General features: G+C 46.2%; 1 protein-coding gene and 1 pseudogene. One reads left to right on the top strand and one right to left on the bottom strand.

What is annotated here, in order from left to right:
* Positions 1–167: 167 nt before the first annotated feature.
* A pseudogene (locus G565_RS26980) lies at positions 168–284 on the bottom strand (IS1595 family transposase); the annotation flags it as partial.
* Positions 285–670: 386 nt separating this feature from the next.
* On the opposite strand from G565_RS26980, the gene G565_RS26975 reads away from it, so the two are divergent.
* Positions 671–1,009 carry a hypothetical protein gene (locus G565_RS26975; protein ID WP_157600196.1) on the top strand — a complete coding sequence of 113 codons (339 nt, stop codon included), beginning with the start codon at positions 671–673 and terminating at the stop codon, positions 1,007–1,009.
* The last annotated feature ends 529 nt before the right edge of the window (positions 1,010–1,538 follow it).

Here is a 1,538-nt window from a genome sequence, read left to right as displayed (position 1 = left end):
CGATTGAACCCGACCCAAATGCTGAAATCCCCTTGAAATTGCCTTACCCGAGCGGATTGATGGAAAAATATCGGTCTATTTCAACAGCCTGCTAAGCTCTTGAAGGCTACGAATGTCGGGCTCTGACAGGTTTTTTGTCTTTTTTGGAGGGAAAATCCCTGGAACCCCAACGTGTGGGCCTGAGCATTGATTTGCCCAAGGAGCTGATTGGCAAGGTGTTGTTTGAGATCAACCGGGAGATAGGCCAGGGACTTTTCAAGGGCGTTGATGTCGGCTCGTTTCATAGCATGCTCCAATGAAATACTATACATACAGTAGTATATACAGTATTATTAGAGAAAACCAACAGATAATGCCAACATAGCCATAAATATACAGCCTCTGCCGACGTATATTTGAGAACTCAATCACATTGAATGGATTAGTCGAGACACATATTCCTGGAATTACCCGGAATATGCGTCTCCGGAGACCCTGATATCTGGGATAAACGTCTGAAGCGACGGCTTTGTCGATTTTGATATCCATAGGGTGGCGAGGTGGATGGATGCCCAAAGCCCATTATTACTGGGTCTCAGCGGAGTGGTGTGATAGATTCTGGTTTTTATCTGTCGGGATCACCGGCGGGAACGACGATGAATAAACTGTTAGCTGTACAATAGGAGAAAACGTGAAGAAGTTATTTTTGTTACCAATTGCTGGTTTAGTTGTGTCTTGTACCATGACTGGGGATATTGTTCCTACAGGCCCGGATTCATACATGATCAGCACAGTAGCCTGTCCAGCTTGTGGTGGAACCACGAAATCAACAACTATGGCATATAAAGAGGCTGGTGAGTTCTGCATGTCCCAGGGTAAGCGTTTATTGAAATCTAGTATGACAAATGATCGGTGGTTTAATGAGGCTGGCGAGACCGTCCTTGAATTTCGCTGCCTTGATGAAGACCACCCTGCTTTCGTCCGTGCTGATGAGCGGAGAGATAGCGATATTATTATTGAGCATCGTTAAAGGGTAGATTTCAGTGGCAGAACAAAAAGAAATTAAATGTTCTTGCGGTCATCTCGCATCGGCTTCTTATCGGGAAAAGGACAACCCGTATTCCTCCTATGGAATTTGGACATTCAGCAATCTTGACTGCGTTTCAAGACAGGTAGAGAAGCCCGTTCAAATGAGCTACTCGGAAGCATTGATTGCAGCGCAACCTACATGTCCAAAGTGTGGTGCGAAAATCAGCTAACAAGGCCATCAAATTCGCTCCCTACGGTCGCCGGACGCTCGCGCCGTTTATGGCGGCGTTACATGCCTATGAGACTGATAATTTTCATATTTCTATCGGTAATTTGCAGCGGGGTTTTCGCTGTCGACTGCCCAGAATCCGCGCCCTCAAAACACGAGGCCGTCACGATCAAGCCTGATTCCGATCCGGCCTCTGGTATGTATCAGGGGTTCTGGGGATTTTCCCTCCAAAAAAGACAAAAGCTCTGTTAAAGCCTACCATTTCTAGCCTGTAGAGCTTTAGTACTTTTCGGGAACTGGT

This window comes from Saccharospirillum impatiens DSM 12546 (assembly GCF_000423605.1).
Taxonomy (GTDB): domain Bacteria; phylum Pseudomonadota; class Gammaproteobacteria; order Pseudomonadales; family Natronospirillaceae; genus Saccharospirillum; species Saccharospirillum impatiens.
Note: the sequence above shows the minus strand (reverse complement) of the source record. Positions and strands in the feature narration are given on the sequence as shown.